29 protein-coding genes are annotated in these 26,208 nt (G+C 66.0%); 6 read left to right on the top strand and 23 right to left on the bottom strand.

Annotated features, from left to right (window positions below; all coding sequences use genetic code 11):
* Nucleotides 1-82: 82 nt before the first annotated feature.
* The 14 genes from mgtE to ACCQ15_RS14885 form a co-directional block, all read right to left on the bottom strand.
* On the bottom strand, nt 83-1,444 hold the full coding sequence (gene mgtE, locus ACCQ15_RS14950) for a magnesium transporter (protein WP_003487859.1): 1,362 nt from the start codon (nt 1,442-1,444) through the stop codon (nt 83-85).
* 407 nt (nt 1,445-1,851) lie between these two features.
* Nucleotides 1,852-3,582 carry a phosphoenolpyruvate--protein phosphotransferase gene (gene ptsP / locus ACCQ15_RS14945; RefSeq protein WP_014090700.1) on the bottom strand — a complete coding sequence of 577 codons (1,731 nt, stop codon included), beginning with the start codon at nt 3,580-3,582 and terminating at the stop codon, nt 1,852-1,854.
* Nucleotides 3,583-3,640: 58 nt separating this feature from the next.
* A complete protein-coding gene (locus tag ACCQ15_RS14940; protein ID WP_005913389.1) occupies nt 3,641-3,910 on the bottom strand; it encodes an HPr family phosphocarrier protein in 270 nt (89 codons plus the stop codon).
* A complete protein-coding gene (locus ACCQ15_RS14935) occupies nt 3,903-4,295 on the bottom strand; it encodes a PTS sugar transporter subunit IIA (protein WP_003487850.1) in 393 nt (130 codons plus the stop codon). Before ACCQ15_RS14935 ends, ACCQ15_RS14940 begins: the two co-directional genes overlap by 8 nt.
* A 523-nt stretch (nt 4,296-4,818) precedes the next feature.
* Nucleotides 4,819-5,691, bottom strand: coding sequence for an RNase adapter RapZ (rapZ, locus tag ACCQ15_RS14930; RefSeq protein ID WP_008572674.1), 873 nt, complete (start codon nt 5,689-5,691; stop codon nt 4,819-4,821).
* Nucleotides 5,688-6,638 carry an HPr(Ser) kinase/phosphatase gene (gene hprK, locus ACCQ15_RS14925; protein WP_003487845.1) on the bottom strand — a complete coding sequence of 317 codons (951 nt, stop codon included), beginning with the start codon at nt 6,636-6,638 and terminating at the stop codon, nt 5,688-5,690. The genes rapZ and hprK overlap by 4 nt, the downstream gene beginning before the upstream one ends.
* A complete protein-coding gene (locus ACCQ15_RS14920) occupies nt 6,635-7,093 on the bottom strand; it encodes a PTS sugar transporter subunit IIA (RefSeq protein WP_372380728.1) in 459 nt (152 codons plus the stop codon). Before ACCQ15_RS14920 ends, hprK begins: the two co-directional genes overlap by 4 nt.
* A gap of 21 nt (nt 7,094-7,114) precedes the next feature.
* Nucleotides 7,115-7,432 (bottom strand): ribosome hibernation-promoting factor, HPF/YfiA family, encoded by a 318-nt coding sequence (hpf, locus tag ACCQ15_RS14915; RefSeq protein ID WP_005913379.1) that lies wholly within the window; start codon nt 7,430-7,432, stop codon nt 7,115-7,117.
* A gap of 87 nt (nt 7,433-7,519) precedes the next feature.
* Nucleotides 7,520-8,959: an RNA polymerase factor sigma-54 gene (locus ACCQ15_RS14910; RefSeq protein ID WP_496561798.1), complete on the bottom strand. Its 1,440-nt coding sequence runs from the start codon at nt 8,957-8,959 to the stop codon at nt 7,520-7,522.
* 40 nt (nt 8,960-8,999) lie between these two features.
* Nucleotides 9,000-9,719, bottom strand: coding sequence for an LPS export ABC transporter ATP-binding protein (gene lptB, locus ACCQ15_RS14905; RefSeq protein ID WP_008572666.1), 720 nt, complete (start codon nt 9,717-9,719; stop codon nt 9,000-9,002).
* Complete coding sequence (gene lptA / locus ACCQ15_RS14900) at nt 9,719-10,279, bottom strand: lipopolysaccharide transport periplasmic protein LptA (RefSeq protein ID WP_083348053.1); 561 nt, start codon at nt 10,277-10,279, stop codon at nt 9,719-9,721. The genes lptB and lptA overlap by 1 nt, the downstream gene beginning before the upstream one ends.
* Nucleotides 10,257-10,832 (bottom strand): LPS export ABC transporter periplasmic protein LptC, encoded by a 576-nt coding sequence (gene lptC, locus ACCQ15_RS14895; protein ID WP_008572662.1) that lies wholly within the window; start codon nt 10,830-10,832, stop codon nt 10,257-10,259. The genes lptA and lptC overlap by 23 nt, the downstream gene beginning before the upstream one ends.
* Nucleotides 10,829-11,377: a KdsC family phosphatase gene (locus tag ACCQ15_RS14890; RefSeq protein WP_372380726.1), complete on the bottom strand. Its 549-nt coding sequence runs from the start codon at nt 11,375-11,377 to the stop codon at nt 10,829-10,831. Before ACCQ15_RS14890 ends, lptC begins: the two co-directional genes overlap by 4 nt.
* A 48-nt stretch (nt 11,378-11,425) precedes the next feature.
* Nucleotides 11,426-12,427: a KpsF/GutQ family sugar-phosphate isomerase gene (locus tag ACCQ15_RS14885; protein WP_008572656.1), complete on the bottom strand. Its 1,002-nt coding sequence runs from the start codon at nt 12,425-12,427 to the stop codon at nt 11,426-11,428.
* 53 nt (nt 12,428-12,480) lie between these two features.
* Between ACCQ15_RS14885 and ACCQ15_RS14880 the strand changes: the two genes are divergently transcribed.
* The 3 genes from ACCQ15_RS14880 (at nt 12,481) to ACCQ15_RS14870 (ending at nt 14,544) form a co-directional block, all read left to right on the top strand.
* Entirely contained in the window at nt 12,481-12,708 is a 228-nt protein-coding gene (locus ACCQ15_RS14880) for a BolA family protein (RefSeq protein WP_014090695.1), read from the top strand.
* A 241-nt stretch (nt 12,709-12,949) separates the two neighbouring features.
* Nucleotides 12,950-14,224, top strand: a complete 1,275-nt coding sequence (gene murA, locus ACCQ15_RS14875) for a UDP-N-acetylglucosamine 1-carboxyvinyltransferase (RefSeq protein WP_127167403.1) — start codon at nt 12,950-12,952, stop codon at nt 14,222-14,224.
* Entirely contained in the window at nt 14,221-14,544 is a 324-nt protein-coding gene (locus tag ACCQ15_RS14870) for a hypothetical protein (protein ID WP_031423605.1), read from the top strand. Before murA ends, ACCQ15_RS14870 begins: the two co-directional genes overlap by 4 nt.
* A 563-nt stretch (nt 14,545-15,107) precedes the next feature.
* Here ACCQ15_RS14870 and ACCQ15_RS14865 read toward each other — a convergent pair.
* From ACCQ15_RS14865 to purM, 5 genes are all read right to left on the bottom strand, one after another.
* Nucleotides 15,108-15,791, bottom strand: coding sequence for a DUF3108 domain-containing protein (locus ACCQ15_RS14865; RefSeq protein ID WP_008572650.1), 684 nt, complete (start codon nt 15,789-15,791; stop codon nt 15,108-15,110).
* Nucleotides 15,792-15,794: 3 nt separating this feature from the next.
* Nucleotides 15,795-16,622: a DUF3108 domain-containing protein gene (locus ACCQ15_RS14860; RefSeq protein ID WP_008572646.1), complete on the bottom strand. Its 828-nt coding sequence runs from the start codon at nt 16,620-16,622 to the stop codon at nt 15,795-15,797.
* Between the two features lie 66 nt (nt 16,623-16,688).
* The gene (gene purN / locus ACCQ15_RS14855) at nt 16,689-17,357 is read right to left on the bottom strand and encodes a phosphoribosylglycinamide formyltransferase (protein ID WP_011348140.1); all 669 of its coding nucleotides are present in this window, start codon (nt 17,355-17,357) and stop codon (nt 16,689-16,691) included.
* 23 nt (nt 17,358-17,380) lie between these two features.
* A complete protein-coding gene (locus ACCQ15_RS14850; RefSeq protein ID WP_011348139.1) occupies nt 17,381-17,851 on the bottom strand; it encodes a hypothetical protein in 471 nt (156 codons plus the stop codon).
* A 12-nt stretch (nt 17,852-17,863) separates the two neighbouring features.
* Nucleotides 17,864-18,997 (bottom strand): phosphoribosylformylglycinamidine cyclo-ligase, encoded by a 1,134-nt coding sequence (purM, locus tag ACCQ15_RS14845; RefSeq protein ID WP_372170673.1) that lies wholly within the window; start codon nt 18,995-18,997, stop codon nt 17,864-17,866.
* 22 nt (nt 18,998-19,019) lie between these two features.
* Here purM and ACCQ15_RS14840 point away from each other — a divergent pair, with 22 nt between their 5' ends.
* From ACCQ15_RS14840 to hda, 3 genes are read left to right on the top strand one after another with little or no spacing between them, the layout of a single operon-like run.
* Complete coding sequence (locus ACCQ15_RS14840) at nt 19,020-20,132, top strand: DUF2066 domain-containing protein (RefSeq protein WP_011348137.1); 1,113 nt, start codon at nt 19,020-19,022, stop codon at nt 20,130-20,132.
* Nucleotides 20,129-21,295 (top strand): AI-2E family transporter, encoded by a 1,167-nt coding sequence (locus ACCQ15_RS14835; RefSeq protein ID WP_008572638.1) that lies wholly within the window; start codon nt 20,129-20,131, stop codon nt 21,293-21,295. Before ACCQ15_RS14840 ends, ACCQ15_RS14835 begins: the two co-directional genes overlap by 4 nt.
* Entirely contained in the window at nt 21,292-21,999 is a 708-nt protein-coding gene (gene hda, locus ACCQ15_RS14830; RefSeq protein WP_218554567.1) for a DnaA regulatory inactivator Hda, read from the top strand. Before ACCQ15_RS14835 ends, hda begins: the two co-directional genes overlap by 4 nt.
* A gap of 91 nt (nt 22,000-22,090) precedes the next feature.
* Here the strand turns inward: hda and murU are convergent, their stop codons facing one another.
* The 4 genes from murU to ACCQ15_RS14810 form a co-directional block, all read right to left on the bottom strand.
* A complete protein-coding gene (gene murU, locus ACCQ15_RS14825) occupies nt 22,091-22,804 on the bottom strand; it encodes an N-acetylmuramate alpha-1-phosphate uridylyltransferase MurU (protein ID WP_011348135.1) in 714 nt (237 codons plus the stop codon).
* Nucleotides 22,801-23,820: an aminoglycoside phosphotransferase family protein gene (locus ACCQ15_RS14820; RefSeq protein ID WP_011348134.1), complete on the bottom strand. Its 1,020-nt coding sequence runs from the start codon at nt 23,818-23,820 to the stop codon at nt 22,801-22,803. Before ACCQ15_RS14820 ends, murU begins: the two co-directional genes overlap by 4 nt.
* A 57-nt stretch (nt 23,821-23,877) precedes the next feature.
* Complete coding sequence (locus ACCQ15_RS14815) at nt 23,878-24,150, bottom strand: GlsB/YeaQ/YmgE family stress response membrane protein (protein WP_005913344.1); 273 nt, start codon at nt 24,148-24,150, stop codon at nt 23,878-23,880.
* 507 nt (nt 24,151-24,657) lie between these two features.
* Nucleotides 24,658-26,151, bottom strand: a complete 1,494-nt coding sequence (locus tag ACCQ15_RS14810) for a M20 family metallopeptidase (RefSeq protein ID WP_372167990.1) — start codon at nt 26,149-26,151, stop codon at nt 24,658-24,660.
* Between the last annotated feature and the right edge of the window lie 57 nt (nt 26,152-26,208).

Below are 26,208 nucleotides of genomic sequence, written 5' to 3'. Positions count from 1 at the left end.
TCGAGGCGAGGCGATTCCTGTCGAATATTCATCTGCTTGTCGTCATCGCGTGCATGACACGCTCCAGGCCAGACACCGCAGGTCAGGGCAGCAGGATCAACGTGGCCAGGCCCAGGAAGCTCAAAAAGCCCATCACGTCGGTCAAGGTGGTCAGGATCACGCCACCGGCCAACGCCGGATCGAAGCCCAACCGTTTCAGCGTCACCGGCACCAGCACTCCGCCGAAGGCGGCAGTGAGCATGTTCACCGTCAATGCAGTGCCGATCACCAGCGATAGCATCGGTTGCCGGAACCAGGCCAGCACGATCAAGCCAAGCCCGATGCCCAGGCACAGCCCGTTGATCAGCGCGACGGTGAGCTCTTTCTTGAGCAAGGTCATCACGTTGGACGAGCCGATCTGGCCCAGCGCCAGGCCGCGCACCATCAGGGCCAGCACCTGGGTGCCGGCATTGCCGCCCATGCCGGCAACGATCGGCATCAGCGCCGCAAGCGCCACCAGTTTCTCGATGGTGCCCTCGAACCTGCTGACCACGCTGGACGCCAGAAACGCGGTGCACAGATTGATGCTCAGCCAGATCAGGCGGCGCCGGAATGCGCGCCGTGCCGGGCTGAACATGTCTTCGTCTTCGTCCAGACCGGCCGCGCTCATGGCCTGGTGCTCGGCCTGCTCGCGGATGATGTCGACCACGTCGTCGATGGTGATGCGGCCCAGCAGGATGTTGTTGTCGTCCACCACCGGCGCGGAGATCCAGTCGTGGTCGGAGAAGCGCCGCGCCACTTCGTCCGAACCGTCGCCGACATCGATGGCCGGTTGCTCGTCGTCGATCAGCCGGTTGACCGGCGTGCTGTCTTCGTGGGTGACCAGCGCCGCCAGCGGCACGCGGCCCAGGTATTGGTGGCGCCGGCTCACCACGTACAGATGATCGGTGTGGTCGGGCAGTTCGCCGCGCAGGCGCAGATAGCGCAGCACCACGTCCACATTGACGTCGGCGCGCACGGTGACCACGTCCGGGTTCATCAGACGCCCGGCGGTGTCTTCCGGATACGACAGCACCTGCTCGAGCCGCTCGCGGTTTTCGCGGTCCATCGACTTGAGCACTTCATCGATGACGGTGTCGGGCAGGTCTTCGACCAGGTTGGCCAGATCGTCGATGTCCAGGTCTTCGACCGCCGCCACGATCTCGTCCGGGTCCATGTCGGCCAGCAGGCTTTCGCGCACTTCGTCGCCGACATGCAGCAGCACCTCGCCATCGTCTTCCGGATCCACCAGCCCCCACACCACTTCGCGCTTGCCCGGTGGCAGCGATTCGAGCAGGTTGCCGATTTCCGCCGGCGCCAGCGTATTGACCAACCGGCGTACCGGCCCCAGGCGTCCGCTATCCAGCGCGTCGGACAGCAGGCGTAGCTGGCGCGCGGTTTTGTCGTGGCGAACGGCTTCGGCCATGCGCGGCTTCCCGGAAGAGTGGACGCGCCATCAGTAAAGGACGCGGTGCTGGGTCAGCAAGGCATTATCGCTTGCGCATGGTGACGAAACATACAGGGCCGCTGCGGCGCGCTTGCGCAGGGCGTGCGCGGTGGACGCAGCCAAGCCGCGCGAGCTGCTCAAGGTGCATGGAGCGGGATGCGATTGACGATGCAGGCGGCATCTTCGGCGCTTTTCGACAAGGAGGCGATCAACGCGGTGCGAGCGGGCGTGACTGGTGCGCGCAGCAATCGCACTGCCCAAGCGGTACATGCCGATTCGCGCCACCGTCTGGGCCTGCCTCAGGACTGCGAGCGTGTCGAACGCCGTGCTGAAGGAAACCCAGGTCTTCAAGCATCGGCCGCGCGGCCGGGCGCTGCGTGCCGCAATTACCGCAGCAGCCCCTGCGCATGGCCAGCCAGCCATTTTTCGATGCCCTTGCGATCGCGGGCGCGCAGCAATTTTTCGCCATGCACGCGCAACTCGCCCAGATGGGTGTCGCGCACCGCGCGGCGCACTTCCAGCAACGTGGCCGGATGCAGGCTGAACTCGGTGAGCCCCAATGCCAGCAGCATCGGTACGAAACGCGGATCGCCGGCGATTTCACCGCACACCGCGACCGGCTTGCCGTAGGTGCGCCCGGTGGCGATGACCTGCGCGATCAGCCGAAGGACGGCCGGATGCAGGGGCGAGTACAGCTCGCCCAATGCCTCGTTGTTGCGATCCACCGCCAGCAGGTATTGCACCAGGTCGTTGGTGCCGATGGACAGGAAATCGATATCGTCGATGAAGCAGTCCAGCGCCAATGCCGCAGCCGGCACTTCGATCATCGCACCCAGCGGGATGTGCTCGGCGATCTCGTGGCCTTCGGCGCGCAGCTGTGCGGTGAGCTTCTTCAACTGCTTGCGCAGCTGCAGGATTTCTTCGCGGCCGCTGACCATCGGCACCAGGATGCGCACCGGCCCGTAGCCGGACGCACGCAGGATCGCGCGCAATTGCGCCTGCGCCACCGCCGGCCGCGCCAGCGACAGGCGCACGCCCCGCAGACCCAGCGCCGGGTTGTCCTCATCGCTGAGTGTCAGGCCGGTGCGGTCGGCCTTGTCGGCGCCAAGATCCAGGGTGCGGATGGTGACCGGTCGGCCGCTCATGCCCAGCACGGTGTCGCGGTAGGTGTGGAACTGTTCGTCTTCGTCCGGCAGTTCGTTGCGCTGCAGGAACAGGAATTCGGTGCGGTACAAGCCCAGGCCGCTGGCCCCGAGCGCATGCGCGTTGGCCACGTCTTCCAGCGATTCGGCGTTGGCCAGCAGAGTGATATCGACGTTGTCGCGCGTACGCGTGGGCTTGGAGCGTAGCCGGCCCAGCTCGCGCTGTTCCTTGGCAAGCGCACGCAGGCGCTCGCGATAGTCGCGCAGATGTTCGGGCTTGGGGTCGACGATGACCTGGCCCGAGCCGGCATCGACAATCAGCACATCGCCATCTTCGATGCGCTGCAGCGCGTCGCTGACGCCCACCACCAACGGCAGGTGCAGGCTGCGCGCCAGGATCGCGCTGTGCGACAGCGTGCTGCCGGCGGTGGTGACGATGCCGACCACGCCTTGCGCCTGCAGCTGCGCCAGCTCGGAAGGTGCCACGTTGTCGCACACCAGGATTTCGCCGGCCACACCCTTGAGGTCGGGAGCGCGCTTGTGCAAGAACGCATGGATGCGGCCGATCACGTGATCCAGATCGTCCATGCGGCTCTTGAGATACGCATCCTCCATCCCGTCGAACACCGCCGCCAGGCGGTCGCGCTGTACGCGCAAGGCATAGTCGGCGCTGTAACGGTGGGTGCGGATCAGTTCATCCAGGCCTTGCAGCAGCTCGGGGTCATCGAGCAGCAATGCATGCAGCTCGAGAAATTCGCCGACTTCGCGCGCCAGTGCGCCGTGCAGGCGGTCGCGCAGCTGCTGCATCTCGACCCGTGCCGACGCGATGGCGGCATGCAGGCGCTGCAGCTGCGTTTCCACCTGATTGGCGGGCACGCGTTGTTCGGCCACTTCCAGGGTATGGCTCTGGCGCACGCGTGCGCGGCCAAGCGCGTTGCCGCGTGCAGCGCCATGTCCGCGCAGGCGCAGGCTCATGCGCGGCCCTGGCGCAGCGGCGCCGTGTCGGTCGCAACGGCACCGACGCCGCACATGCTCAACTGTCCTCGTCGAAACGACGCTCGAACAGGTCCACCAGCGCCTGCAAGGCCTCGGCTTCGTCTTCGCCATCCAGCCGCACCACCACGCTGGTGCCCTGGCCTGCGGCCAGCAGCATCACGCCCATGATGCTCTTGGCATTCACCTCGCGCCCCTTGGCCGCCAGGGTGGCGTTGCTGCGATACGACGACAGCGTCTGCACCAGCTTGGCGGTGGCCCGCGCATGCAGTCCGAGTCGGTTGGAAACTATGAGTTCGCGTTCAAGCATCGTCGATGATCGCTCCGTTGCGGGTACCGGCCGCCGCAGTGGCGGGCAGTTCCTGCAATCCTTGTTCGGGGTAGTTCATCACGCGCAGCAGCATCGGCAGGCTCAGTGCGGACACCCGGCGAACCGGGGTGCCCAGCTTGGCCAGACGGTTGGCCAGATTGCTGGGGCTGGCGCCGTACAGGTCGGTCATGACCAGCACGCCGTCGCCGCTGTCGACCCGGCGCATCGCCGACGACGCCTGGGGCAGCAATGCGTCCAGGTCTGCATCGAACGGCACGTCGAATGCTTCGGTCTTCAACGGCAATTGCCGCAACAGCCCCGTCGCCACGTTCAACAACGCTGCGCCGATGCCGGGATGAGTAATGAGGAGAATGCCACAGGCCATGCCGAAACGTTAACAGGTCGGCATGACTGCGCGATAGCGTCTGCCTGCACAGATGTGTTGCGAACTGAATAGCCGTTTAGGACCGCTGCGGCGTGTCGCGTGCACTGCATGCAGCAAGCGCGCCGCTGCCCGCATGGCAATGATCGCGACGCCCGCAGTCTGCCAATGCGAACCGCATCACAAGCGAACGCTGCAGCGCGCGCTTGCCAGGCAGTCCCCGATCAGAACGCGCAGACGAATGCACCGATCAAAAGTTTTTCCCGCAGACCCAATGCCTGCGCCAGGCCGAACAATCTGCGCCCGCAGCAAAACTAAGCAAGCAGCAGTGACAAAGGCGGCCTGCAGCTCAAAATGAGCCACCAAGATCAAACCCTCGACAGCAAGCGCGGGGCAGGGACTCGATGCCGAGGCCAACCCGCAAGGCCAAGCTTCAAAGCACAGCTGTCATCGACCGTTCGCACATTCCAAGCCGCATGACACCGCTTTGACGATTCCCCAATCCCGATTCCCCAATCCCAGCCCTTCAGTCCTGCTCGCGATGAAACGTCGCCACTTCCGGCCAGCCTTGTTCGCGCGCATGGCGGGCCATGCGCTCGGCCATGTAGACCGAGCGGTGTTTGCCGCCCGTGCAACCGAAGGCGATGGTCACGTAGCTGCGGGTGTCGTTGCGCAGTCGCGGCAGCCAGGTATCGAGCAGGTCCACGATCTGCGCGCTGTAGCGCTGCACGTCCGCCTCGTTGTCCAGGTAGTCGCGCACGCCGGCATCGCGGCCGGTGAGTGGGCGCAGCTCCGGATCCCAGTGCGGATTGGGCAGCACGCGCGCGTCGAACACGAAGTCGGCTTCGGCCGGCACGCCGCGCTTGTAGGCAAACGATTCGAACAGCAGCGACAGCCGGTCATGGGAACCAAGCGCGAACTCGGTGACCACGCGGCGGCGCAATTGATGCACGTTGAGCGTACTGGTGTCGATGACGGCATCGGCCTGCGTACGCAACGGTTCGGTCAACTGGCGCTCGCGGGTGATCGCTTCCGGCAATGCCAGGCCGAGATGGCTGAGCGGGTGGCGGCGGCGGGTATCGGCATACCGCTTGATCAACGCCTCGTCGCTGGCCTCGAAAAACAGCAGCCGCGCCTCGATGCCGTACTCCTGCGCGGCCTGGCGCCACTGCGCCAGCTGGGTCAGGTCGCTGCGGCTGCGCACATCGATGCCCACCGCCAGGCGCTGGTCGCCGATCGGGTTGCCACGCAGGCGGCTTTTGACGAAGTCCGGCAGCAGCTCGACCGGCAGATTGTCCGAGCAGTAGTAATCCAGGTCTTCGAAGGTCTTCAGCGCGACCGATTTGCCCGAGCCGGACAGCCCGCTCACGATCATCAGCGTGGAGGGCGCAACACTCATGGCGTACGTCGCTCCAGCAGGTTGCTGTGGCGGGCGATGAACATCGCTGCCGGGTCGATGCCTTTGGTGCGCAGGATGTGCAGCCGGGTCGCTGCTTCGGTCAGCACGGCCAGATTGCGGCCGGGCATCACCGGCAGGGTGATCAGCGGCACGTCCAGGTCCAGCACATGGCGGCTGCCCGAATCGCCGGTCAGACGCTCGTAGCCGGACGGCGTGGGCTCGGTCATCGGCCGGGTCAGGTGCACGATCAGGCGCAGGTACTTGTTTTTCTTCACCGCGGTGTCGCCGAACATGTCGCGCACGTTCAAGACGCCCAGGCCGCGTACTTCCAGCAAATCCTGGAGCAGTTCGGGGCAGGTGCCGTCGAGCACATCGGGCGCGATCTGGGTGAACTCGGGCGCATCGTCGGCCACCAATCGGTGGCCGCGGCTGAGCAGTTCCAGCGCCAGTTCGCTCTTGCCCGAGCCGGCTTCGCCGGTGATCAGCACGCCGATCGAGTAGATCTCCATGAACACGCCATGCAACGTGACCCGCGGCGCCAGCGTGCGTGCCAGATGGTAGGAGAGATGGTTGAGCAGCTCGTGGCCGCGCTTGGACGAGATCCACAGCGGCGTATTGGATTCGTCCGCCGCCGCACGCAGATCTTCCGGGCATGACTGGTTCTTGCTGATCGCCAGCGCCAGCGGTTGCACCTGGATGATCTTTTCGATGGTTTCCCAGCGCTGCCGCGCATCCAGCGAGTCCAGCCAGGCCAGTTCCTCGGTGCCCAGGATCTGCACCTTGTTGGGATAGATCACATTGAGGTACCCAGCCAGCGACGGGCGCCGCGCGTTGTTGCTGCCGGCCTGGATCTCGCGGTGCTCGCCCTTGGGGCCGGCGACCCAGCGCAGGGCCAGCTTGTCGCGCTGCTGGTCGAACAGTTCGCGTGCGGTGATGCTGGTATTCATGCCGCGCTCGCCTGCGCGGGCGGCACGTCGGCGAGCAGCGCCATCAGGGCATCGGCGTTGGGTGCGGCGCGCAAGTTCCGACGGAAGTCGGCATCGGAAAACCGTTCGGCCAGCTCGGACAGCAGCATCAGGTGCTGGTGGGTGTAGTGCGCCGGCACGGCCATGGCGAAGACCAGGTCCACCGGCTCGTCCCCACCGAAGGACACCGGCGTGTCCAGCCGCAGCAAGGCCCCGCGTGGCCCGGTGAGGTTGGGGCAGCGCCCATGCGGAATGGCGATGCCATGGCCGATGGCGGTACTGCCCAGGGCCTCGCGCTCGCACAGGTTGGCGTAGAGCTCGTCGGCGCCGGCCTGACGACAGGAGAGCAGGTCGGCGGCGGCATGCAGGACGGTGTCGCGATCGGCGGCCGGCGACACCACGGTGCGCACGGCCGCCATCAGATCGGTTAAGGGCATGAGGGCATCAAGCGGGAAGCGTCATGCGGGATTGTCGCGCACCTCGCGGGCGTGGTGGTTACATTTCTTCTCTTTGTGCTTGAGGACCAGGCGGTCGAGCTTGTCGACCAGCAGGTCGATGGCCGCATACATGGTGGAGCCGCTGGCATCTGCGTGCAGGGTGCGACCGGGCAGGTTGACGGTGGCGACCACGTGGTGGTCCGGCTTGCGGACGGCCAGCTGCGTTCGGACTTCGCAGTGCTGGTCGAAATGGCGCTGCAGTCGCTGCAGCTTGCTTGCCACGTACTCCCTCAGGGCGGGGGTCACTTCAAGCTGGTGGCCATACGTCTCGATACGCATCGGATACCTCCATTGGTCGGTGGGCCAATGAACCGTTCCGGTGATCCGACAAGCCCGGCGCATGCCGGCGTTGCGGTGGTTGCAACGTCAGGCGATGCGCACGCGTTCGTGGGAGGCGGAAATGTTCATGGCCTCACGATACTTCGCAACGGTGCGCCGCGCCACTGGTACGCCGGATGTTTTCAGCAGATCGGCCAGCTTGGCGTCGGAGAGCGGTTTGCGCGGGTTTTCCGCATCGATCAGGCGCCGGATCATGGCCTGGATGGCGGTGCTGGAGGCCTCGCCGCCGCTGTCGGTGTCGATGCCGGAGGCGAAGAACGCGCGCAGCGCGATGGTGCCGCGCGGGGTGCGCACGTACTTGCGGGCGATCGCACGGGAAATGGTGGATTCGTGCAGGCCGAGCTCGCCTGCGATCTCGCGCAGCGTCAACGGGCGCAAGGCCTGCGGACCGAACTCCAGGAACCCGGCCTGGTGTTCCAGCAGGCAGCGCACCACCCGCAACAGGGTCTCGCCGCGCGCCTCCAGGCTCTTGAGCAGCCAGCGCGCCTCCTGCAACTGGCCGCGCAGATAGCCGGCATCGGATTCGCCGCAGCTGCGGATCAGGTTTTCGTAGCCGCGGTGGATGGTGACCTTGGGCTGCGCGCGGCCGGCCAGTGCGGCCCGCCAGACCCCGCGCTGGCGCCAGATCACGCAGTCCGGCACGACATAGGTGTCCTGCGACAGGTCGCCGATCTGTTTGCCCGGGCGCGGGTCCAGCGAACGCACCAGCTGCACCGCCTGTTCCACGTCGGCAGTGGAACGCTTGAGCTCGTGCGCCAGCCCGGCCACACCGCTGCGCGGCAGCCGTTCCAGCGGGCCGGCAACGATCTGCAGCGCCAGCTCGCGGCCGGGGGTGTCCGCATCGAGCACCCCCAGCTGCAGCGCCAGGCATTCGCCCAGCGCGCGCGCGCCCACGCCCACCGGGTCGAAGCGCTGGATCTGATGCAGGACGGTGAGCACGTCGGCCTCGTCGACCGCGGCGCCCAGCGCCAGGGTCTCGAGAATGGCCGACAGCGGTTCGCGCAGGTAGCCGTCTTCGTCGAGCGCGTCGATCAGCATCGCGCCGATCTGGCGGTCGCGCGGCGACAGCGGCGACAGATGCAGCTGCCACAAGAGGTGGTCGGCCAGTGTTTCGGATTCGGCCACGCGCTCTGCCGCGTCGCCGGACTCGTCGTCGTCAAAGCTGCCGCCGCTGCCCGAGCCGGTCCACTGCAGTTCGTCCTGCGACCAATCCTCGTCGCGCTCGGCAGGCGCGACTTCTTCGCGCTGGGGCTGTTCGGTGGACGCGGACGGCGAGGATTCCACCGCGATGTCGTTGGCCGCATGCGCAGCTTCGTCGGCCCATTCCAGCAGCGGATTGGTTTCCACTGCCTCGGCGATTTCCACTTCCAGCTCGGTGGTGGACATCTGCAATAGCTTGATCGCCTGACGCAATTGCGGCGTCATGACCAACTGCTGTCCTAGCGATGTCTGGAGCCGGGCTTTCATGCGGGCACTGACTGGAAAAAGCGTTGGCGCGGCGACGCGCTCAAAGGCGGAAAGTTTCCCCCAGATACACGCGACGGACGTCGGGATTGGCTAGCAACGTGTCTGGTGCCCCCTGCGCCAGCACGCCTCCCTCGGCGAGGATATACGCGCGGTCGCAGATTCCCAAGGTTTCGCGCACGTTGTGGTCGGTGATCAGGACACCGATGCCGCGCTCCTTGAGGTGGATGATGATGCGCTGGATCTCGCCGACCGAAATCGGGTCCACGCCGGCGAAGGGTTCGTCCAGCAGCATCATGCGCGGCTTGGCCGCCAGCGCGCGTGCGATCTCGCAACGGCGCCGCTCGCCGCCGGAGAGGCTGGCGCCGAGCTGATCGGCCACATGGGTGATCTGCAGTTCTTCCAGCAGCGAGACCAGTTCCTTCTCACGGCCGGCGTTGTCCAGTTCCTCGCGCAGCTCCAGCACCAGGCGGATGTTGTCGGCCACGGTGAGCTTGCGGAAGATCGAGGGCTCCTGCGGCAGGTAGCCGACGCCCAGCTTGGCGCGTGCGTACATCGGCTCGGCAGTGAGGTCGCGGCCATCCAATTCGATACGGCCGGCATCGGCTTCGACCAGGCCCACGATCATGTAGAAGCAGGTGGTCTTGCCGGCGCCGTTGGGGCCGAGCAGGCCCACCACCTCGCCGGCCTCCAGCGTGAGGCCGAACTCCTTGACCACTTCGCGTTGCTTGTACTTCTTGCGCAGACCGGTGGCGACCAGCATTACTTCTTCCCCTGCGGCTTGGCAGCGGGCTTGGCGGCCGGTGTCGGAGCGGGCGTTGCCGCGGCAGGCGCCGGGGTCTTCGGCTGGATGATGGTGCGCACGCGGCTGCCATCGCCGCCGCTCTGCATGTTGCCGGTCTTGGTGTTGTAGACCATGCGCTGGCCGGCGTTGGTGCCCTTGGGCGAATCCACCTTGTAATTGCCGGTCAGGATGATGATCTCATCGGCGACCTTGTATTCGATGTTGTCGGCCTGGCCGTGCATCATGGCGCCGTCGTCCATCTCCTGCTTGAGCGTGGCCTGCTTGCCGTTGAGCACCACGCGATCGGTCTGGCCGTTCTTCTGGAAGATATCGGCGGTGTCGGCGTGGATTTCCAGCGTACCCTGCGTGATCACCACATTGCCGCTGAAACGGCACTTGCCGCTGTCGTCGAGCATGTTGCAATCGTTGGCATTGGAGTCGATCGCCATCGGCTGGTTGCGATCGCTGGTCTTGGCCATTGCCAACGCAGGCAGCAGCAGTGCGGCAAACGCCAGTTTAGCGGGCAGCATTCGGTTCATAGCGGGTCTTGACCTGAGAGAGGAGCTTGTACTGGCGTGATTTGAGGTCGGCTTCGAAGCCGACGCCGCTCTGCATGATACCCGGGCGGGTCATGGTCACTGGCGCGTCGGTCTTGGCGATATTCTGTTGCGGGAACACGTCCAGGCTTTGGGTGCGGAACGTGGTGGGCGGCGTGGCGCCGCCAGTCGGGCTGTCGCCCTCGACATCGCCGCGCAGGCGCAGCTGGGTGCCGTCCGGATTGACCCAGCCGGTCTTGGCGCGCAGGGTCCACGGCAGATTGGCGTTGTCGGGCATCAGGAACACCGGCGTGGTGATGTCAGCGGTCTGGTCGGCCCGGTTGCGATGCATCTCCGGCGCGCGCAGCGTCATCGACTCCTTGCCGCTCTGCTTGTCCAGGGCAATCAGCTCGAAGTCGCGCAGGATGTAGTCGGCGCCGGACTCCTGCACGGCCGCGGCGGCTGGGCGCGCGCGCTGTTTCCAGGCCGACCAGCCGGAAATCACGGCTGCGACGAACAGCACCACGCCCAGGGTGGTGCGCCAGTTCCAATTCATGCCGAAAACTCTTCGATGATGCGTTCGACCTGGCCTTGTGCGGCCAGCACCACATCGCAGACTTCGCGCGCGGCGCCTTCGCCGCCACGGGCGCGGGTCTGCCACTGCACGCGCTCGGCAATCCATGGATGCGCGTTGGCCGGCGCCACCGGCAGGCCGACCGCGAGCAGGGCGGGCAGGTCGGGCAGGTCATCGCCCATGAACAGCACCTGGTCCAGCGACAGGCCGTGCTCCTGGCACAGCGCCAGCACTGCCAGGCGCTTGTTCTTCACCCCAATCTGCACATGCAGGCCCAGATCCTGGCCGCGCTTTTCCGCCGACAGGCTGGCGCGCGCGGTGATCAGCGCGACCTGGATGCCGGCGTGGTCGAGCTGCTTCAGACCCTGGCCGTCGAGCACGTTGAAGGCTTTGCTCTCGTTGCCGGCATGGTCGTAGTACAGGCGACCGTCGGTCAGGGTGCCGTCGACGTCGAAACAGGCCAGGCGGACGCGCGCGGCGCGCTCGATCAGCTCGGCGGGAAGGTGCTGCAAAGGGGAATAGGGCATCGGCACGAATCGGTGAGAACGGGGTCCGGCGGTTGAAAACTGAACCTGTTAAACCACCTTGGCGCGCAACAGGTCGTGAATGTTCAATGCGCCCACCGCGCGGTGCTGCGCATCGACCACGATCAGGCCGTTGATCTTGTAGTCCTCCATCAGCCGCGCGGCCTCGGCGGCCAGCTGGTCGGCGCCGATGGTGCGCGGGTTGCGCGTCATCACCTGCGCGATGCCGGCGCTGCGCACGTCGATGTCGCTGTCCAGCGCGCGGCGCAGGTCGCCGTCGGTGAACAGGCCGATCAGACGGTCGTCGGCGTCCACCACGGCAGTCATGCCCAGCCGCTTGCGGCTCATTTCCATCAACGCCTCGCTCAGGCTGGCGTCTTCGCGCACACGCGGCAGGTCCTCGCCGGCGTGCATCACATCGGTGATGTGCAGCAGCAGGCGCCGTCCCAGGCTGCCGGCAGGATGCGAGCGCGCGAAGTCGTCGGCGGTGAAGCCGCGCGCATCCAGCAGCGCGACTGCCAGCGCATCGCCCATCGCCAACGAGGCGGTGGTGCTGGAGGTGGGGGCCAGATGCAGCGGGCAGGCTTCGGCCGACACGCTGACGTCCAGATGCACGTCGGCGGCCTGGGCCAGGGTGGAACCGGTGCGGCCGGTCATGGCGATGATCGGGTTGCCCTGGCGCTTGAGCACCGGCAGCAGCATGCGCACTTCGTCTGATTCGCCGGAGTACGACAGCGCCAGCACGATGTCGGCCTCGGTGATCATGCCCAGGTCGCCGTGTCCGGCTTCGCCCGGGTGCACGAAGAATGCCGGCGTGCCGGTCGAGGCGAGGGTGGCGGCGATCTTGCGCGCCACATGGCCGGACTTGCCCATGCCGGTGGCGACCACCCGTCCGCGCGAGGCCAGCACCAGCCGGCAGGCCGCGGCGAACTCGCTGCCGATGCGTGCGCCCACGCTGGCCAGCGCCTCGCGCTCGATCTGCAGCACGCGCTGGCCGCTGGCGACCAGGCTGGCGTCGCTGACGGTGGCGGAGGGCAGGGGCGAGACAGCCATGCAGGACTCGGGTGAAGAGTAGAATGTGCGCTCATTTTATGAGGAAACGCCCTTTGGACGCCGAAACCATCCGTAAACTCATCGAATCCGGCTTGCCCGAAGCCCGCGTCGACGTGCACGGCGACGACGGCGTGCACTTCGAGGCCACCGTGGTCAGCCCTGCATTCGTCGGCAAGCCACCACTGGCGCGGCACCGCATGGTCTATGCGACCCTGGGCGAGCTGATGGGCGGGGCGATCCACGCGCTGCAGCTGAAGACGCTGACGCCCGAAGAAGGCTGAACGCAGCCGCCGAGCGGGCTGGGCCGGAGCGGTGCGCAGCACGGGGGCGGGAAGCAGGATGCACCTGCATCGCCTCGGCCGGCGTCGTCCACGCCCACGCAATGATTGCGTCCAGCGCGTCCCGGGCCATATCCGGCGCGGCTCGATCCCCCGGTTCCACCGCGCGCCGCGTGCGCCACGATCGATACGCGCCTTATTTCATTCCCGACATCCCTTCTACTTTCGGATTTCTCAGATTCCCATGGCAAAAATCGTAGTGACCGGCGGCCAAGCGCTGCATGGCGAAGTCAATATTTCCGGCGCCAAGAACGCAGTGCTGCCGATCCTGTGCGCGACCCTGCTGGCCGACGCGCCGGTGGAAATCAGCAACGTGCCGCACCTGCACGACGTGATCACCACGGTGAAGCTGCTCAGCGAGCTTGGCGCGGAGGTCACCATCGACGAAGGCACGCTGGCCAAGGGCCGTTCGATCCTGGTCGACCCGCGCTCGGTCACCCATCAGGTTGCGCCGTACGAGCTGGTCAAGACCATGCGTGCCTCGATCCTGGTGTTGGGCCCGCTGCTGGCGCGCTACGGCACTGCCGAAGTGTCGCTGCCCGGCGGTTGCGCGATCGGTTCGCGCCCGGTGGACCAGCACATCAAGGGCCTGCAGGCACTGGGTGCCGACATCAGCGTGGAAAATGGCTACATCAAGGCCACCAGCCACGGGCGCCTGAAGGGCGCGCGCTATGTGTTCGATATGGTCAGCGTCACCGGCACCGAGAACGTGCTGATGGCCGCGGTGCTCGCCGAAGGCACCACGGTGCTGGAAAACGCGGCGATGGAGCCGGAAGTCACCGACCTGGCCGACTGTCTGATCGCACTCGGTGCGCAGATTGAAGGCGCCGGCACGCCGCGCATCGTGGTGCAGGGCGTCGAGCGGCTGGGCGGCGGGCACCATGCGGTGCTGCCGGACCGCATCGAAACCGGCACCTTCCTGGTCGCCGCGGCGATGACCGGCGGCAGCGTCACCGTGCGCCGCGCGCGCCCGGAAACGCTGGATGCAGTGCTGGACAAGCTGACCGAGGCCGGCGCCACCATCACCACCACCGCCGACAGCATCACGCTGGACATGCAGGGCAAGCGTCCGCGCGCAGTCAGCCTGACCACTGCGCCGTACCCGGCGTTTCCCACCGACATGCAGGCGCAATTCATGGCGCTCAACTGCGTGGCCGATGGGGTGGGCGTGATCAACGAAACCATCTTCGAAAACCGCTTCATGCACGTCAACGAGCTGCTGCGCCTGGGCGCGGATATCCAGGTCGAAGGCCACACTGCCATCGTGCGCGGTTCCGAACGCCTGAGCGGCGCGCCAGTGATGGCGACCGACCTGCGCGCATCGGCGTCGCTGATCCTGGCAGGCCTGGTCGCCGATGGCGACACCACCATCGATCGCATCTACCACCTGGACCGTGGCTACGAAAACATCGAGGAGAAGCTGGGGGCGCTGGGCGCGACCATCCAGCGCACCGCATGATCCTGCGCGGCCGTTTCACCACCCGGCGCAAGATCCTGCTCGGCGTGATCGTGCTGATCCTGGCGTGGCTGGCCTATGCCTGGAGCGTGGGCATGGCCATCACCCAGGGCGTGGAGTTCAAGGACATGGACTGGAACAACGACGGCACTGCCAGCCGCGAAGAGATCGCGCAGTCGTTCTACGCGGTGGCGGTAAAGAAGACTGTCGAAGGCAAGCGCCATTGCGACCTGTTCTATTGGCGCAGCACCGGCGAGCAGATCCGCGTGGACTGCCGCACGGTGTTCAGCACCGGCGATGGCAAGGCCGCGGGTAAGCCCTGAGAGGTCGCAGCTCGGCCTGGCTCCGACCGGTGCATGAAGAGCGGCTGAGCTGCGGCTTGGCTGCAGGGTCCTCGCCCGCCCACCATCGCGGGACACGCCGCAAGTACGTCCGTGTAGGCTCTTATGCGGCATCCATGCCGCATAAGGTCCCGCGACGGTAGGCGGGCAAGGACCAGTCACGATGGTCGGGGTGCGCAGTCTCAACCAAACAACACTCAGCGCGCTGGCGTGGCGTCTTGGTTCTTCAATCGAGGCGCACGCAAGAGGTTTGAGGCGGTGTCCTCACCGTGCCTTCAACCGGCCGTTGCTGCTCTCGCTTTCAACAGAGCAGCCCGCGAACTGCCTGGTGCGGTGTCCTCGCCGCTTGCGGGACCGTGTGGCGGCATGGATGCCGCCACCGAGCCTCCACGGACGGATTCACGGCGTGTCCCGCGAGCGGTGAGGGCACCGCGCACTCGGTTCACCACGCTTCAGAATGGCTATTGGCGGGTTGCTCGCTCAATAGTGGCTCCCAGCAGCGCACCGCAGCGCATTCCTGGGCACGCTCGATCAGGCACAAACGCTCAGCGCAGCGACTTGATGGTCAGGTCCAGCGCATCCTGGCCCTTTTCCTTCTGCAGCAGGCGCGCCGGGACCGGCAGATCCTTGACCACCCACGCGATCAATTCCTTGTCGCCGTCCACGCGCGAGACCTTGGTGGCCTGCTCCTGCTTGCCGTTGACGGTGATGGTTTCCTTGCCGACCACCTTATAGCTCATCGGCTTGATGCGGCCTTCGTCCACCATGCGGTAGTTCAGTGGTTTGCCGGCGGCCAGATCGCGGGTGATGGCCAGGTTGATCAGCAGCGCGTCCATGTCGCCGGGCTGCAGTTTCACCGGCCCGCGGCGGTCCGGCTTGATGTCGCCGCCCCAGGTCGCCTGACTGGTCTTCCAGTCGTAGTTGGCGGTGACATTACGGCGCTTGACCATCATCGATGAGGTGTCGTTGCTGCTGACCGGGCGCAGTTGGCCATTTGCTTCTTCGAACACCGTGCTCTGGGTCAGGTTGGCCAGCTGGTTCTGGATGGTCAGCGTATAGCGCCACTGGTTGGCGCCGGCAGCGGCCAAGGTCATGGTGCCATTGGCTTGCATGCCCATATAGTTGGCCGAGTAGTCGGCCTGGAATGGCTGCATGGCCAAGGCAGGCAGACTGGCCAAGGCCAATGCGGCGGCGGCAACGATGGCGCTGGGACGGGGGAGGGTTTTCATCGATCAGGCTCCTTGGTATTCGACCAGGCGTAGATCGACCTGATCCTCACCTTTGTCACGTTGGAGGATGCGCACCGGGGTGGGGACCCCGTTGGCGATCCAGAGGATGGTTTCGTTGTCGCCACCGTTGACGCGGTACACGCGCAACGCGTCGTAGCTCAGATCGCCCACCTGCACCACCTCGGTGGCGTCGGCTGCGCGGTAGTCGTATTTGCGCACCTTGCCTACGTCGACATAGCGATAGCTGAGGTTGCGCCCGGGTTGCGCGTCGCGCATCAGCGACAGGTTCAGCGACAACGCGCTTTGGTCGCCGTGCTGCAAGGGGATCGGCTGCTGGCGATCTTCCTTCAGATCACCGTTCCACTGCGCTGTGCCGGCCTGCCAGTTGTAGACGCCGGTGACCTTCTTGCCGAAGAACACTGCCTTGCGCACCGTGCTCTGGCTTAGCGGCACATATGTGTCGCCGTCCACGCGGAACACCGTGCTCTGCTCCAGGTTCAGGCCCAGGATGCTGGCGAAGCCCTTGCGGCCACGCACTGACATGTCGATGCGCCACTGGCTACCCTCGCCGTGGCTGACCTGCATGGTGGCATCGCCTGCTTCCTTGCCACGGTAGAACGCCTGGTAGGTCGCCACGAACGGTTCCAGTGGCGGCGGTGTCCAGGTGCTGGCGGGCAGGGCTGCGGGCGGTGTCGGCGCGGCGCCTGGAGTTGTGACCGGAACGGGCGCCGCTGGCACAGGCGCGGCGGGCGCCTGCTGCGCACGGCCGGGGCCGGCCTCGGTCAGCAAGGCGACAGTTAACAGCGCGGCGGCGATCGGGATGACGTTCATGCGCTGGTGGCGGGCACGGAGGCCGCAAGGATGTCCGAGACGGGATGAGGGGGATGTCTTCCGCATTCAGGCGAGTGCGGTGTTTGCGGACTCTAGTCGCAGTGGCGTAAACAGGCACTGACCGTCGATAAGTACGGTGTCGCCGTGCACCGCGACGCGGCCACTGGCAAGCAGCTCCAGCGTGGCCAGGAGCAGCGGGTGCTCGCGCGCCAGCACCCGCGTGGCCAGTTGTTCGGCACTGTCTCCGGGCAGGACCGGCACGCGTGCCTGCGCGATCACCGCGCCGGCATCTAGCTCCGGCACCACCAGATGCACGCTGGCGCCATGCTCTGCATCGCCGGCTTCCAGCGCGCGCGCGTGCGTGTGCAGGCCGCGGTATTTGGGTAGCAGCGAGGGGTGGATGTTGAGCATGCGCCCGGCGAAACGGCGCACCAACGGCTCACCCAGGATGCGCATATAGCCGGCGCAGATCACCCAGTCCGGCTGCGTGGCGGCGATGGCATCGCCCAGCGCGGCATCGAAGGCGGCGCGGTCGGCGAAATCGCGCGGGCTGGCGCACCAGCGACGCGCCGGCTCGACTTTCTGCAAGGCCGGCGCCTGCGGGCGATCGGAAAATACGCCGACCACCTCGGCATGCAGGCGTCCGCTGGCGATCGCATCGACAATGGCCTGCAGATTGCTGCCGCGGCCGGAGGCCAGCACGGCCAGGCGCAATGGGGCCTCAGGTGCGGGCATTGGAGAGTAGGCTCACAAACGTCTCAAACCGCAGCGTTGCCGGCACCGAACAGAGCCTTCACCTGCGGACGCAGCAGCACCACCAGCGTAAACACACCGACGACGGTGCCGAACGGCATGAACGAGCAGGAGATGCCGGCCACGATCAGGCACAACAGATGCCGCCTGCGCTGGGCGATGCAACGGCCGGCATAGGCGATGAACCCTGCCAGCGTCAGGCCGCAGCAGATGAACGCTGCCGCGAACACCACGAAAAACCAGCCGAACCAGCGCGGGTCCATTGGCGGCGCGTCCGGGCTGGTGCTCTCCATGGGCAGATGGCCAGTCACGATGGCAAGGCCCATGAACAGATGGATCAATGGAAACAACGAAAACAACCCGGTGATGCCGGCCAGCACGTAGTGGAAGATCGACAGCAGCTTGAGCTGCTGCAGATCTTCGGCGCTGGCAGCGGCAGTGGCAGTGGAAGGGCTGGCGATCGGGGACGCGTCCATGCAGGTCTTCTCTCAGCCAATCCGCACGCGCTCGTCGCCATGCGCCGGCACCACCTGGCCGATGCGCCAGTGCGCCAGCGACTGCGCATCCAGTGCCTGCTCCAGCGTGGCGGCCTGCTCGGGCGAGGCGATCAGCACGAAGCCGATGCCGCAGTTGAAGGTGCGCCACATTTCGGCATCGGCCACCGCACCTTCGCGCTGCAGCCAGGCAAAGACCGGCGGCAGCGTCCAGGCGGTGGCGTCGATGTCCAGACCCAGGCCTTGGGGTATCACGCGGATGATGTTTTCGGTCAGGCCACCACCGGTGATATGCGCCATCGCGTGGATCGCTTCACCGTGCGACTTCAGCAGGGCCAGCACCGGCTTGACGTAGAGCGCGGTCGGCGCCATCAGCGCATCGATCAGCTTGGTGCCATCGTCCAGCACATGTTCGGCCGGCGCGCCGGCACGCTCGTAGATCTTGCGGATCAGCGAATAGCCGTTGGAATGCGGGCCGGAGGAGGCGATGCCGATCAGCACGTCGCCGTCGCGCACCTGCGCGCCATCCAGCAGCTGCGATTTTTCCACCGCGCCCACGGTGAAACCGGCCAGGTCGTATTCGCCCGGCGGGTACATGTCGGGCATTTCGGCAGTTTCGCCGCCGATCAGTGCGCAACCGGAGAGCTCGCAGCCACGCGCGATGCCGCCCACCACCGCCGCGGCGGTGTCCACATCCAGCTTGCCGGTGGCGAAGTAATCCAGGAAGAACAGCGGCTCGGCGCCCTGCACCAGCACGTCGTTGACGCACATGCCGACCAGGTCGATGCCGATGGTGTCGTGCCGTCCCAATTGCTGAGCCAGCTTGAGCTTGGTGCCCACGCCGTCGGTGCCAGAGACCAGCACCGGCTCCTTGTACTTGCCGGACAGGTCGAACAGCGCGCCGAAGCCACCCAGGCCGCCCATGACCTCGGGCCGGAAGCTGCGCTTGACCAGCGGCTTGATGCGTTCGACCAATGCATTGCCGGCGTCGATGTCGACCCCTGCGTCGCGGTAGGTCATGGGCGAGGGGCTGGAAGGCGTCTGGCTGGTCACGGGCGGGGGTGGCTCGGCGGTAAAGGCGGCGATTTTAGCAGCCACGTTGGCGCTAGCGCCCCATTCGGGCAACAATTCACCCGGATACGCTTATGTCATGGAACCGTCGATGCGCCGCAGTCTCGCTTTCTTTCTCGCCCTCGTGGTCGCCATGCCCGTTGCTCCGGCCTTTGCGCAAGCAGATCTGCGCACCGAAGGCGACGTTGCCAAGGCGCAAAGTGCCTACGACGCCGAAGTGCCGGTCAATAGCCAGAGCGAATCCGATCGCCCCGGCGCACTGGCACGTGCGCTCGGCGCCGTGCTGGGCAAGGTCTCCGGCGACCGCGCCGTGATGAGCCGCCCCGGCGTTCCGCAGGCGCTGCGCAACGCGCCGAACTACGTCGAACACTACGACTACCGCCAGGATCAGGGCACCTCGCGCACCGGCGCGCCGACCTTCCGTACGACCCTGGTGGCACGTTTCCGGCAATCGGATGTGGATGGCCTGATCGCCGCGCTGGGCCTGCCGGTGTGGCCCTTGCCGCGGCCCAAGCCGGTGCTGTGGTTGGCCATCGACGATGGCAGCGGCCCACGCCTGGTTGGCGTGGCCCAGGCCAATGCCGCGCGCAGCGTGCTGGACCGTGCGATCGAACGCGGCTACCGCCTCGGGCTGCCGAGCGGCGCCGCCGCCGAGCAGGCGCTGGCTGGCGCGATCTGGCGCAAGGACACCGCCGCGGTGTCGCGCGCCTCGGCCAAGTACAGCCCACCGATGCAGTTGATCGGCAAGCTCTACCGCAACGCCGCCGGCTGGACTGCCGATTGGGTCTTTGTAGACAACGGCAATGTGCTGTCCAGCTGGACCAGCAGCGACGGCGATGCACGCCGCGCCATGGCGGCCGGCGCCGACGGCGCCGCCGATGCGCTGGTCAAGCGCTACGCCAAGCGGGTGGATTCGGGCGTTCCCGGTGTCTACCGCGTGGTGATCACCGGCATCGGTAGCGCCGACGACTACCTGCGCGTGTCGGCCGCGCTGCAGGGCGTCTCGGTGGTACGCAGCATCCGCCCGGTCAGCGCCAATGGCGACCGGATGGAACTGGACCTGGAATTGCTCACGGGTATTTCCGGCCTCAACCGTATGCTCGGCGACAACAGCCCGCTGGTCTCGGTCTCGGTACCGACCGAAGGCCCGATCATTCTCGAAAACGAGCACGCCGAGTACCGCCTGAAATGACTTTGACTCCCGAAGCCGAAATTGCCCTGTTCCTGCGTCGCCTCAAGTGGGCGGCGGTGATTGTCGGTGTGTTGTGGGTGGTCTCGCTGCTGGCGCCGATCCTGACCCCGTTCGTGCTGGCGCTGTTGCTGGCCTGGCTGGGCGACCCGCTGGTGGATCGCATCGAACGTGCCGGACGCTCGCGGAATGTCGCGGTGATGCTGGTCTTCGTGCTGGCGACGCTGCTGTTCGTGCTGGCGCTGATGATTCTGGTGCCGATGATCGAGCGCCAGATCATGACCTTGATCGATGCGCTGCCGCAGATGCGCAACTGGGCGATCGGCACGGCCATCCCGTGGCTGGAAGCCAAGACCGGCATGCAGCTGATGGCCTGGCTGGATCCGGAGCGCTTGATCGACTGGATCCGCAGCCATTGGGAACAGGCCGGTGGCGCCGCCAAGACGCTCTTCGGCTACGTGTCGCGCTCGGGCTTTGCGATGGTGACCTGGGTGATCAACCTGGCGCTGCTGCCGATCCTGGCGTTCTACTTCCTGCGCGACTGGGATCGCCTGGTCGAACGCGTGGCTGCCGTCATCCCGCGCGCCTACATTGGTACCGTGAGTCGCCTGGCACAGGAATCCAACGACGTGCTCGGTGGCTTCATCCGTGGCCAGTTCCTGGTGATGCTGGCGCTGGGTGCGATCTACGCCACCGGTATGTCCATCATCGGGCTCAACCTGGGCCTGTTGATCGGCATCATCGCGGGCTTGATCAGCTTCATTCCGTACCTGGGCGCGACCACAGGCATCGTGCTGGCGCTACTGGCAGCCATCGTGCAGGCGCAAGGGCTGGATCTGAAATTGCTGGTCGGCGTGGGTGTCGTGTTCACGGTGGGCCAGCTGCTGGAAAGCTACGTGCTCACGCCGCGTATCGTCGGCGACAAGATCGGCCTGCACCCGGTGGCGGTGATCTTCGCGGTGATGGCCGGCGGCCAGTTGTTCGGCTTTCTCGGGATGTTGCTGGCATTGCCGGTCGCGGCAGTGGCCAACGTGCTGTTGCGCTATGCGCATGAGCAGTACACGCGCAGCGATCTGTATGCGGGCGAGCGCGCCGGCATCGTGCTGCAGTCCACGCCCGAGCGCAGCGTGATCATCGACCCCAGCAAGGACCCGGACCGGTCGTGAGTGTTCCGCAGTTGCCGCTGGCGTTGCGCGCGCCACCCGATCAGCGTTTCGACAGTTACATCGCCGCGCCCGACGGCCTGCTTGCGCAGTTGCAGGCGCTGGCTGCGGGGCATGTGAGCGATTGGTTGTATCTCTCCGGCCCCGCCGGCACCGGCAAGACGCATCTGGCGCTGTCGCTGTGCGCCGCCGCCGAGCAGGCCGGGCGCACTCCCGCGTATCTGCCGCTGCAGGCGGCCGCCGGCCGCTTGCGCGATGCGCTCGAAGCGCTGGAAGGCCGCGGCCTGGTCGCTCTGGATGGCGTGGAAAGCATCGCCGGCCGACGCGACGACGAAGTGGCGTTGTTCGATTTCCACAATCGCGCGCGCGCGGCCGGCATCACGCTGTTGTACACCGCGCGACAGATGCCCGATGGGCTGGCGTTGGTGTTGCCGGACCTGCGTTCGCGGCTGTCGCAATGCATTCGGATCGGGTTGCCCGTGCTCGACGATGCGGCACGCGCGGCAGTACTGCGCGACCGCGCGCAGCGTCGCGGCCTGGCGCTGGACGAAGCGGCGATCGACTGGCTGCTGACCCACAGCGAGCGCGAACTGGCGGGGCTGGTGGCCTTGCTGGATCGTCTGGATCGCGAATCGTTGGCCGCAAAACGCCGCATCACCGTGCCATTTCTGCGGCGTGTGGTAGCGGGGATGCCGGGACCCGAATAACGCAGAAGCGAAGCGGGTCGCGGTGCAGTTGTGCCGTGTGTTGGATACGCTGCGGTGGATCGGCGGCAGGTAATGCCCACGCCCTGGCGCGTCAGCTTTTCTCGGGTCCCGCCAGTTCCCCCTGCAGCGCGGCCAGCCGCTGCGGCGTGCCGACATCGGTCCAGCGTCCGGGGTGGTGGATGCCATCGATCAGGCCCTCCGCCATCTTTGCGCGCAGGATCGGCGCCAGCGCAAAGCGCGGCGCAGTACCAGTCTGTTCCGGCAACTGGCCAATGACCGATTGCCAATCGCGCAGCAGCGCTGGTCGATACATGCCAATGCCGGAATAGGTGAGCGTCGCGGGCAGATCTGCGCGCACCTTGCCATCCGCATCCAGCGCGAAGTCGGCGCGCGCTGCGTAGCTGGGGCGGTCGACCAGTACCAGCTGTGCAAGTCCTGCGGGTACCTGCGGCAGACGGGAAAAATCGAAGTCCGTCCAGATGTCGCCGTTGATCAGCAAAAAGGGCGCATCGCCTAATAGCGGCAGCGCATGCAACATGCCGCCGCCGGTTTCCAGCGGCGTGGTCCCTTCGTAGGAATAGGTCAGCCGTAGACCGTAGGCGCTGCCGTCTCCCAACAGCTGCGGAAACTGCTCGGCCAGCCACGAGGTATTGATCACCGCCTCGTCCACGCCCAGCGCCGCCAACTTGCGCAGATGCCACACGATCAACGGCGCACCACCGACGGACAGCAGTGGCTTGGGCGTGTGCTCTGTCAGCGGGCGCATGCGCTCGCCGAATCCTGCCGCAAAGATCAGCGCCTTCATGCCGTGGCCTGCTGGGCACGCGCAGCCAGCGCGGGCTTGATCACCTCGTCAAGCAGGCCGATTAACGGCGCAAGCTCGGCGTAGCGCGGCAGCACTTCGTCCAGATACGCCATGAAACGCGGCACATTGTCCAGATACCAATGCTTGCCATCGCGATGACTCAGGCGCGAGAAAATCCCCAGGTTTTTCAGGTGGCGCTGCACGCCCATCCAGTCCGCATCGCGCAGGAACTGCGCCAACGGCGGTACCGGTAATCCAGCCGTTGCGGCACGTGCGTGATAGTGCTGCAGCCAGCTGTCTACGCGAGCGATCGGCCAGCTCACCGAAGTGTCCTTGAACAGGCTGATCGGGTCGTAGGCAATCGGGCCGATCACGCAATCCTGGAAGTCCAGCACCGCCGGGCCATCGGGCACCGGCATCAGATTGCGCGGCATGAAATCGCGGTGGGTGAACACGCGCGGCTGGGCCAGCGCGTTGTCCATCAGACGGCGCTGCACCAATTGCAACTGCTCGGCATGGGCGCAGTCCAGCTGCACGCCCAGGTGGCGGCCTAAAAACCACTCTTCGAACAAGCCGGCATCGCGTTGGAGCAGCGCCTCGCCAAACACGCCACTATCGGCAGGTGGGGGAATTCTTTGCAGCAGCAGCAGCTGGGCAATCGCGCCATCCAGCAAGTCGTCGGCGTTGGCGTCGGTGAGCACCTGTGCCAGCGTCGGAACGCCCAGATCCTCTAGCAGTAAAAAGCCCGTTTCCAGATCCTGCGCAAGCACCTGAGGCACGCGTACCCCATGGGCGCCCAGAAGTGCATGCATGCGCAGCCAGGGCGCCACGTTTTCCAGCTGTGGCGGCGCATCCATCAAGATGCGATCCACGCCACGCCCGCGCGTGCGCCAGTAGCTGCGAAACCCCGCATCGACCGATGCGCGCTGCAGCGAGGCGTGTGGATCGTCGAGCGCTTGTTGTGCCCAATGCAGGCGAAGCGCATCGCGCGCAGGATCCGGATGAAGTGACGTCATGAAGAGAGAAGGCGTAGTGGAGTGATGGATAGACGCAGCAGAAACGCGTTGAAACGCTCAGCGCTTGCTGCCACTGAACAACCGCAACAACGCCAGGATGGCAATCGCGCCGAGCAGCGCGCCAAGGAAACCGGCCGGCTCGCCCGCGCGGTACCACCCCATGTAGCGGCCAAACCAGCTGGCGACCACGGCACCGGCAATGCCCAGCACGATCGTCAGCAGGCAGCCCAGACGTTGGGTACCCGGCGTAATGAAACGCGCCAGCAGCCCAACCACAAAACCGACCAGCAGAATGTAGAGCCAGCTGTCGCTACCAAACAGATGATTCATCGCAGCACCGAAGGTGGACGGGATCGGCAGACTAGCATTTCGGATGTCGCTGCCTCACGCAGCGAGCATTGGAGCGCGCGGGCCGATGCACTGCCTTCAGCATGACATGGTCATCGGCTCCTGCTACCAAGCGCTCATGGTTTCGGGCAGTGACTCCCGGGAAGTTGTCTTCCCGCGCAAAGAAGTCGTCTTTCGATAAACAAACCCCTGCGGAATCCTTGCCGACTTGGGTGTGCAAAGAACGCCAGTTCTGCGCTGGGCAATGCGCGCCAGGCACGTTCCGAAGAAGAGCAACCGATCTCCCCTCTGCCAGCGGCAGAGGGGATCGGGTAAGGATGCGGTCCAGGCAGTACGTGGAGCCCGGCGGCCAGGTTGCGCCAGCAAGCCTGAGCGCCAAAGCGGGTCAGCCCGACGACCACGGCGCACCCGCTCATCCCCACTTAAAGCGCAGCCCCACCTTTCATGAAATCGATGCGCGCCAACCGCACGCATCGATGAAGCCACAACTCAACAGCAACCATGCCCACCATGACGGGTGCCGCTATCGGCCACCACCGGCGAGCCGCTGGTTTCGCCGCGCAGGCAGGCGGCGTGATGGTCGGCAATCACCTGCGAGACGCAGGCAGTCACGCGCTTGCCCATCGGGATGTGCAGGAACTCGTTGGGGCCATGCGCATTGGAATGCGGGCCAAGCACGCCGGTGATCATGAACTGCGCGCCGGGAAACTTCTCGCCAAGCATGCCCATGAACGGGATCGAGCCGCCTTCGCCCATGTACATCGCCGGCTTGTCGAAAAAAGCCTGGCTGGCGTCGTCGATCGCCTTCTCCAGCCATGGTGCCATCGCCGGTGCATTCCAGCCGGACGAGGCCTTTTCCAGCTCGAGCGTCACCTGCGCGCCATTGGGCGGGTCGCGCAGTAGTGCGGCCTTGAGCAACTCGCCGCAGGCCTTGCCGTCAGCCGTTGGCGGCAGTCGCAGCGACAGTTTCACCGCGGTCTGCGGACGCAGCACGTTGCCGGCCGACGCCAGCGGCGGCATGCCATCCACACCGGTAATCGACAGCGCCGGGCGCCAGGTGCGGTTCAACACCAATTCGGTGAGGTCCTCGTGCATCGGCACCAGGCCATTGACCATCGGGAACTTGTCGAAAATCGCGGTATCCAATGTGGCAGCGGCGGCCTTCGCTTGGGTCAGCCGCTCGGCGGGCACCTCCACATGCAGGCCATCGAGCAGGATGCGGCCGGTGGTTTCGTCTTCGATGCGGGACAGAAGCTGGCGCAGCAGGCGGAAGCTGGACGGCACTACGCCCGACGCATCGCCCGAGTGCACGCCTTCTTCCAGCACCTTGACCATCAGGTTGCCGCCGGTCAGCCCGCGCAACGAAGTCGTGCACCACAGCTGTTCGTAATTGCCGCAGCCCGAGTCCAGGCACACCACCAGCGACGGCTTGCCGATGCGCTCGGCCAGATGGTCCACATAGGCCGGCAGATCGTAGCTGCCCGATTCCTCGCAGGCCTCGATCAACACCACGCAGCGCGCATGCGGCAGGCCCTGGTTGCGCAGTGCCAGAATCGCGGCGAGAGACCCGAAGATGGCATAGCCGTCGTCGGCGCCACCACGCCCGTACAGCTTGTCGTCGCGCAACACCGGCTCCCAGGGGCCCAGGTCCGGGTCCCAGCCGGTCATCTCCGGCTGCTTATCCAGATGACCGTACAGCAGCACGGTGTCCTCGCCCGATTCGGGGCCGGTGGCCGGAATCTCGATGAAGATCAATGGTGTGCGGCCTTCCAGGCGCACCACCTCGACCTGCATGCCGTCGATGGCCTGCGCACGCGCCCAGGTCTCCATCAACACGACCGCCTGCTCCATGTAGCCGTGGGCCACCCAATCGGCATCGAACATCGGCGACTTGTTGGGAATACGGATGTAATCGACCAGTTGCGGGACGATCTCGCGGTCCCAGGTGTCGCTGAGGAATTGGTCGATCTTGGCGCTGTCCATGGAGGCTCCGAATGCGTGACGTAGCCGCACATTCTACGCCCGCCTCGGGGGGTAGGT

The organism is Xanthomonas sp. NCPPB 1754, from assembly GCF_041475725.2.
Taxonomy (GTDB): domain Bacteria; phylum Pseudomonadota; class Gammaproteobacteria; order Xanthomonadales; family Xanthomonadaceae; genus Xanthomonas; species Xanthomonas euvesicatoria.
The sequence above is the reverse complement of the archived record's forward strand: the minus strand, read 5'-3'. Positions and strand labels throughout refer to the sequence as shown.

What these genes read in the sequence shown, in the direction of transcription:
- ACCQ15_RS14935 (WP_003487850.1), bottom strand. Translation starts at nt 4,295, where the DNA reads ATGGCCTGTGGCATTCTCCTCATTACTCATCCCGGCATCGGCGCAGCG.
- murA (WP_127167403.1), top strand. Translation starts at nt 12,950, where the DNA reads ATGGCAAAAATCGTAGTGACCGGCGGCCAAGCGCTGCATGGCGAAGTC.
- ACCQ15_RS14870 (WP_031423605.1), top strand. Translation starts at nt 14,221, where the DNA reads ATGATCCTGCGCGGCCGTTTCACCACCCGGCGCAAGATCCTGCTCGGC.
- ACCQ15_RS14810 (WP_372167990.1), bottom strand. Translation starts at nt 26,151, where the DNA reads ATGGACAGCGCCAAGATCGACCAATTCCTCAGCGACACCTGGGACCGC.
- ACCQ15_RS14890 (WP_372380726.1), bottom strand. Translation starts at nt 11,377, where the DNA reads ATGCCCTATTCCCCTTTGCAGCACCTTCCCGCCGAGCTGATCGAGCGC.
- rapZ (WP_008572674.1), bottom strand. Translation starts at nt 5,691, where the DNA reads ATGAGTGTTGCGCCCTCCACGCTGATGATCGTGAGCGGGCTGTCCGGC.
- purN (WP_011348140.1), bottom strand. Translation starts at nt 17,357, where the DNA reads ATGCCCGCACCTGAGGCCCCATTGCGCCTGGCCGTGCTGGCCTCCGGC.
- ACCQ15_RS14865 (WP_008572650.1), bottom strand. Translation starts at nt 15,791, where the DNA reads ATGAAAACCCTCCCCCGTCCCAGCGCCATCGTTGCCGCCGCCGCATTG.
- ACCQ15_RS14835 (WP_008572638.1), top strand. Translation starts at nt 20,129, where the DNA reads ATGACTTTGACTCCCGAAGCCGAAATTGCCCTGTTCCTGCGTCGCCTC.
- ACCQ15_RS14850 (WP_011348139.1), bottom strand. Translation starts at nt 17,851, where the DNA reads ATGGACGCGTCCCCGATCGCCAGCCCTTCCACTGCCACTGCCGCTGCC.
- ACCQ15_RS14815 (WP_005913344.1), bottom strand. Translation starts at nt 24,150, where the DNA reads ATGAATCATCTGTTTGGTAGCGACAGCTGGCTCTACATTCTGCTGGTC.
- lptB (WP_008572666.1), bottom strand. Translation starts at nt 9,719, where the DNA reads ATGCTGGTCGCCACCGGTCTGCGCAAGAAGTACAAGCAACGCGAAGTG.
- ACCQ15_RS14920 (WP_372380728.1), bottom strand. Translation starts at nt 7,093, where the DNA reads ATGCCCTTAACCGATCTGATGGCGGCCGTGCGCACCGTGGTGTCGCCG.
- ptsP (WP_014090700.1), bottom strand. Translation starts at nt 3,582, where the DNA reads ATGAGCCTGCGCCTGCGCGGACATGGCGCTGCACGCGGCAACGCGCTT.
- ACCQ15_RS14820 (WP_011348134.1), bottom strand. Translation starts at nt 23,820, where the DNA reads ATGACGTCACTTCATCCGGATCCTGCGCGCGATGCGCTTCGCCTGCAT.
- ACCQ15_RS14885 (WP_008572656.1), bottom strand. Translation starts at nt 12,427, where the DNA reads ATGGCTGTCTCGCCCCTGCCCTCCGCCACCGTCAGCGACGCCAGCCTG.
- ACCQ15_RS14910 (WP_496561798.1), bottom strand. Translation starts at nt 8,959, where the DNA reads ATGAAAGCCCGGCTCCAGACATCGCTAGGACAGCAGTTGGTCATGACG.
- lptC (WP_008572662.1), bottom strand. Translation starts at nt 10,832, where the DNA reads ATGAATTGGAACTGGCGCACCACCCTGGGCGTGGTGCTGTTCGTCGCA.
- ACCQ15_RS14860 (WP_008572646.1), bottom strand. Translation starts at nt 16,622, where the DNA reads ATGAACGTCATCCCGATCGCCGCCGCGCTGTTAACTGTCGCCTTGCTG.
- murU (WP_011348135.1), bottom strand. Translation starts at nt 22,804, where the DNA reads ATGAAGGCGCTGATCTTTGCGGCAGGATTCGGCGAGCGCATGCGCCCG.
- hprK (WP_003487845.1), bottom strand. Translation starts at nt 6,638, where the DNA reads ATGAATACCAGCATCACCGCACGCGAACTGTTCGACCAGCAGCGCGAC.
- lptA (WP_083348053.1), bottom strand. Translation starts at nt 10,279, where the DNA reads ATGAACCGAATGCTGCCCGCTAAACTGGCGTTTGCCGCACTGCTGCTG.
- ACCQ15_RS14940 (WP_005913389.1), bottom strand. Translation starts at nt 3,910, where the DNA reads ATGCTTGAACGCGAACTCATAGTTTCCAACCGACTCGGACTGCATGCG.
- hpf (WP_005913379.1), bottom strand. Translation starts at nt 7,432, where the DNA reads ATGCGTATCGAGACGTATGGCCACCAGCTTGAAGTGACCCCCGCCCTG.
- mgtE (WP_003487859.1), bottom strand. Translation starts at nt 1,444, where the DNA reads ATGGCCGAAGCCGTTCGCCACGACAAAACCGCGCGCCAGCTACGCCTG.
- ACCQ15_RS14840 (WP_011348137.1), top strand. Translation starts at nt 19,020, where the DNA reads ATGGAACCGTCGATGCGCCGCAGTCTCGCTTTCTTTCTCGCCCTCGTG.